A 4270-nucleotide genomic window follows, 5' to 3' on the forward strand; every position below is an offset into this window, starting at 1 on the left:
GACTGCCGGAGGAGATCATGGTAGGAAGATACCACTCATGGGTGGTCGACGCGGCCAGCATGCCTGACTGCCTCGAGATCACGGCGACCAGCAACGAGGGCCAGGTGATGGCGCTCAGGCACAGGACCATGGACATAAAGGGTATACAGTTCCACCCGGAGAGCGTTCTCACTCCCGAAGGAAAGACTATAATTAGCAATTGGCTGAAAGCTTGACAAAGATGAAAGAATATCTCAAGAGACTCATGGAGGGCGAACTCCTCACCAGGGAGGACACCCATTCGATAATGCTCAACATAGTGGAGCAGAAGTACAATGACTGCCAGATCGCAGCCATGCTCATGGCAATCCAGACCCGCGGGGCGACTGTGGACGAGGTCCTCGGTTTCCGCGACGGACTGCTCGAGACCGGCAAGAGGATCAACCTCGACGATTACAACACCCTCGACATCGTCGGCACCGGCGGTGACGGAAAGAACACCTTCAACATCTCGACCTGCTCGGCCTTCGTGATCGCAGGCGCGGGCTACAAGGTCACCAAGCACGGAAACGGCGGAAGCTCATCGGTGAGCGGCGCGTCCAACGTGCTCCAGGGCCACGGAGTGAAGTTCACCGATGACGAGAGCAAGCTCCGCCAGTCGCTCGAGGAGGCAGGAATCTGCTATTTCCACGCCCCTCTCTTCGCCTACGGAATGAAGTTCGTGGGTCCGGTGAGGAAGGCGCTCGCGATCCCTACATGCTTCAACATACTCGGCCCGCTCGTGAATCCTTGCCATCCGAAGAACTCCTTCCACGGCACCGCGAGCCAGGCTCAGATGAGAATCTACGTGAACGCACACCAGAAGATAGGCGACAACTTCGGAGTCGTGACCAGCTACGACGGCTACGACGAGATCTCGCTCACCAGCGGCTTCAAGCTCGTGACCAACAACTTCGAGAAGGTGTTCACCCCTAAGGACATGGGATTCAACTACGTGAACCCTGAGGACATCTACGGAGGCGAGACCCCGGAGGAGGCGATGAAGATTTTCGACGCCGTCCTCGAGGGAAGGTCTACCGAGGCCCAGAAGAACGTCATTCTCGCAAACGCGGCCTGCGGCATCGCCGTGGTGGACAGGAACCTCTCCATCGAGGAGTCCGTCCAGATAGCACGCGAGTCACTCGAGAGCGGAAAGGCGCTCGAGACATTCAGGAAATTCGTCGAGATCAACAGCTGATGAAGGACATACTCACAGAAATAGTGGCCGATAAGAGGCTCGAGGTGGAGGCGGCGAGGAGCGCGCGTCCTCTGGACGCCGTCCGCGAGGCTGCCCTCGCGGCGCCGCGCAGCAAACGCAGCATGCGTGCTGCGCTCGCCTCCTCGCCCTACGGCATCATCTCCGAGTTCAAGCGCAAGTCCCCTTCGAAGGGATGGATCCACGAGGACGCCAAGCCAATGGAGGTGATCCCTGCCTATGAGGCATCCGGAGCTTCCGCGCTCAGCATACTCACCGACTACAAGTACTTCGGCGGTTGCCAGGACTTCGTCAGGATGGTAAGGCCGATGGTCGACATCCCTATCCTCAGGAAGGATTTCATCATCGACGAATACCAGCTCTACGAGGCTCGCGAGATTGGCGCGGACGCGGTCCTGCTGATCGCGGCCTGCCTGAGCGTGGACGAGTGCAGGGAACTCATCGACAAGGCTCATGAGCTCGGACTCGAGGTATTGCTCGAGACCCACTCCCCTGAGGAGATGGAGTACGCGAAGCTCGATGCCGACATGGTGGGTATCAACAACCGTAACCTCGGAACCTTCCACACCGACATCCAGAACTCCTTCGACCTGGCAGAGGCTCTCAGGGCCAACGCGATCGACAAGGTGCTCGTGTCGGAGAGCGGAATCTCGGACCCGGCCAAGGTAAGGGCTCTCCGCGAGAAAGGCTTCAGGGGCTTCCTCATGGGAGAGAACTTCATGAAGCACGAGGACCCGGGCAAGGCACTCAGGGAATTCATAGCAGAGTTATGATAGTAAAGGTCTGTGGAATGACACAGGCGGAGAACATCCGCGCAGTGGAGGCCCTGGGGCCCGACATGATGGGATTCATCTTCTACGAGAAATCCCCCAGGAAGGTAGTATCCCTGCCCTCATACATGCCCCTGAAGGCAGCGAGGGTCGGGGTCTTCGTGAACCATGACGAGGACTTCATCATGGACAAGGTCGCCCTCTACGGCTTCACCCACGTCCAGCTCCACGGACAGGAAACGCCCCGGCTCTGCTCGGCTCTCAGGGCAAAGGGGCTCAAGGTGATGAAGGCCTTCAGCATAGCCGGAGCGGAGGACATGGCCCGGGCTAAGGATTACCTGGACAGCTGTGACCTCTTCGTCTTCGACACCAAGACAAGCAGCGTGGGAGGGAGCGGAAAGAGCTTCGACTGGAGCCTGCTTGACCTATATGAAGGCCAGGTGCCGTTCCTTCTGAGCGGAGGAATAGGCCCGGACACAGGACTCGACCAGGTATCGCATCCCTACCTGGCAGGCTTCGACCTGAACAGCAGGTTCGAGACCATTCCGGGAGTCAAGGACCCTGGGATGCTCAAGGAAACGATAGATAAAATAAGAAAGATATGAATCGAATTGACAGACTTTTCGCAAACGACCCGCACGGAATACTCTCGATCTACTTCTGCGCCGGCGCACCTAAGCTCGACGGTACCGCGGATGTGATCCGCACGCTCCAGGCAAACGGAGTCGACATGATCGAGGTAGGAATCCCGTTCAGCGACCCTATGGCCGACGGTCCTGTGATCCAGGATGCCGCCACCAAGGCCCTGCGCAACGGAATGACCCTCCGCAAGCTCTTCGACCAGCTCAGGGACATACGCAAGGACGTGGACATCCCTCTCGTGCTCATGGGCTATCTCAACCCTGTCTTCAACTACGGCTTCGAGAACTTCTGCCGCTCGTGCAAGGAGGTGGGTGTCGACGGAATGATCATCCCGGACCTGCCTTTCAAGGACTACATGGAGCAGTACAAGTCCATCGCCGAGGCATACGACCTCCGACTCATCATGCTCATCACCCCTGAGACCAGCGAGGAGCGCGTACGCCTGATCGACCAGCACACCAGCGGCTTCATCTACATGGTGTCTTCGGCATCGACCACCGGTGCCCAGAAGGACTTCAACGAGGCCAAGCAGGCGTACTTCAGGAAGATCAACGGAATGGGTCTGCGCATCCCGCGCATGGTAGGTTTCGGAATCAGCAACAAGCAGACCTTCGACGCCGCATGCGACAACTCCGCCGGCGGCATCATCGGAAGCAAGTTCGTCAGCCTCCTCGAGAAGCATGAGGGTGACGCACAGAAGGCGATCAGCGAACTCAAGGGACTCATCGGCAGATAATGGAGCGCAGCAGCAAGTTCTTGTATCATCTGCTCGCGATCGGAGTGGTCGGAGTATGGGGCACCACCTTCATCTCGACCAAGGTGCTCCTCACGCATGGGCTCCACCCGACGGAGATCTTCGTGCTGAGGTTCATCATCGCGTACATCGGAATCTGGATCATCTCTCCGAAGAGGCTCTTCTGCAACAGCTGGAAGGACGAGCTGATGCTCATGTTCCTCGGCGCGACCGGCGGTGCGCTCTACTTTTGGACCGAGAACACGGCCCTGCTGTACTCGCAGGCCTGCAACGTCTCCTTCCTCGTATGTACGACTCCCCTTCTGACAAGCCTGCTCGCGTATGTGCTCGGCAAGGACAGGATGACCCGCCACCTCGCGATTGGTTCCGCGGTCGCGCTCGTCGGAATGGCGATGGTCGTATTCAACGGACAGCATGAGCTCCACCTCTCGCCGAAGGGCGACTTCCTCGCCATCGGAGCGGCCCTGTGCTGGGCATTCTACAGCAACTTCATGCCCGGCATACTGGACAAGTACGAGAGTTCGTTCGCGACCAGGAAGATTTTCATCTACGGTCTGATCGCCATCCTCCCGGTATTCATCTTCCGCCCATGGTCGGCCAGCATGGAGATGCTCACCGAGCCCGTCGTCGCATCCAATCTCCTCTTCCTCGCGGTCGTCGCATCGCTGGGATGCTTCGCGCTGTGGAATCCGGTGATGAAGAACCTCGGCATCGTGGCATCCTCGAACTACCTCTACCTCAATCCTGTCTTCACCCTGTTCGGCAGCCTCCTCGTGCTCGGGGAGAAGGTCACCTTGGTGTCGGGAATAGGATCGGCAATCATCCTCGCAGGAGTGATAATCGCCGGAAGGAGCAGCAAATCATAAATAT

The 4270-nt window shown here is 58.3% G+C and carries 6 protein-coding genes; all 6 read left to right on the forward strand.

The window, feature by feature from the left end:
• Positions 1 to 215, forward strand: a 215-nt coding sequence (locus AC06ND_RS06485) for a glutamine amidotransferase-related protein (RefSeq protein ID WP_475678181.1), incomplete at its 5' end; no start/stop codon positions are given.
• A 5-nt stretch (positions 216 to 220) separates the two neighbouring features.
• Positions 221 to 1216 (forward strand): anthranilate phosphoribosyltransferase, encoded by a 996-nt coding sequence (gene trpD, locus AC06ND_RS06490; RefSeq protein ID WP_475678182.1) that lies wholly within the window; start codon positions 221 to 223, stop codon positions 1214 to 1216.
• Positions 1216 to 2007, forward strand: a complete 792-nt coding sequence (trpC, locus tag AC06ND_RS06495; protein WP_475678183.1) for an indole-3-glycerol phosphate synthase TrpC — start codon at positions 1216 to 1218, stop codon at positions 2005 to 2007. Before trpD ends, trpC begins: the two co-directional genes overlap by 1 nt.
• The gene (locus AC06ND_RS06500) at positions 2004 to 2609 is read left to right on the forward strand and encodes a phosphoribosylanthranilate isomerase (RefSeq protein ID WP_475678184.1); all 606 of its coding nucleotides are present in this window, start codon (positions 2004 to 2006) and stop codon (positions 2607 to 2609) included. The genes trpC and AC06ND_RS06500 overlap by 4 nt, the downstream gene beginning before the upstream one ends.
• Positions 2606 to 3382, forward strand: coding sequence for a tryptophan synthase subunit alpha (trpA, locus tag AC06ND_RS06505; RefSeq protein ID WP_475678185.1), 777 nt, complete (start codon positions 2606 to 2608; stop codon positions 3380 to 3382). Before AC06ND_RS06500 ends, trpA begins: the two co-directional genes overlap by 4 nt.
• Positions 3382 to 4266: a DMT family transporter gene (locus tag AC06ND_RS06510; RefSeq protein WP_475678186.1), complete on the forward strand. Its 885-nt coding sequence runs from the start codon at positions 3382 to 3384 to the stop codon at positions 4264 to 4266. Before trpA ends, AC06ND_RS06510 begins: the two co-directional genes overlap by 1 nt.
• The last annotated feature ends 4 nt before the right edge of the window (positions 4267 to 4270 follow it).

Source organism: Candidatus Cryptobacteroides sp. (assembly GCF_056207615.1).

Excerpts from the sequence above, each read along its gene's own strand:
- trpD (WP_475678182.1), top strand. The coding sequence starts at position 221 with ATGAAAGAATATCTCAAGAGACTCATGGAGGGCGAACTCCTCACCAGG.
- AC06ND_RS06500 (WP_475678184.1), top strand. The coding sequence starts at position 2,004 with ATGATAGTAAAGGTCTGTGGAATGACACAGGCGGAGAACATCCGCGCA.
- trpC (WP_475678183.1), top strand. The coding sequence starts at position 1,216 with ATGAAGGACATACTCACAGAAATAGTGGCCGATAAGAGGCTCGAGGTG.
- AC06ND_RS06510 (WP_475678186.1), top strand. The coding sequence starts at position 3,382 with ATGGAGCGCAGCAGCAAGTTCTTGTATCATCTGCTCGCGATCGGAGTG.
- trpA (WP_475678185.1), top strand. The coding sequence starts at position 2,606 with ATGAATCGAATTGACAGACTTTTCGCAAACGACCCGCACGGAATACTC.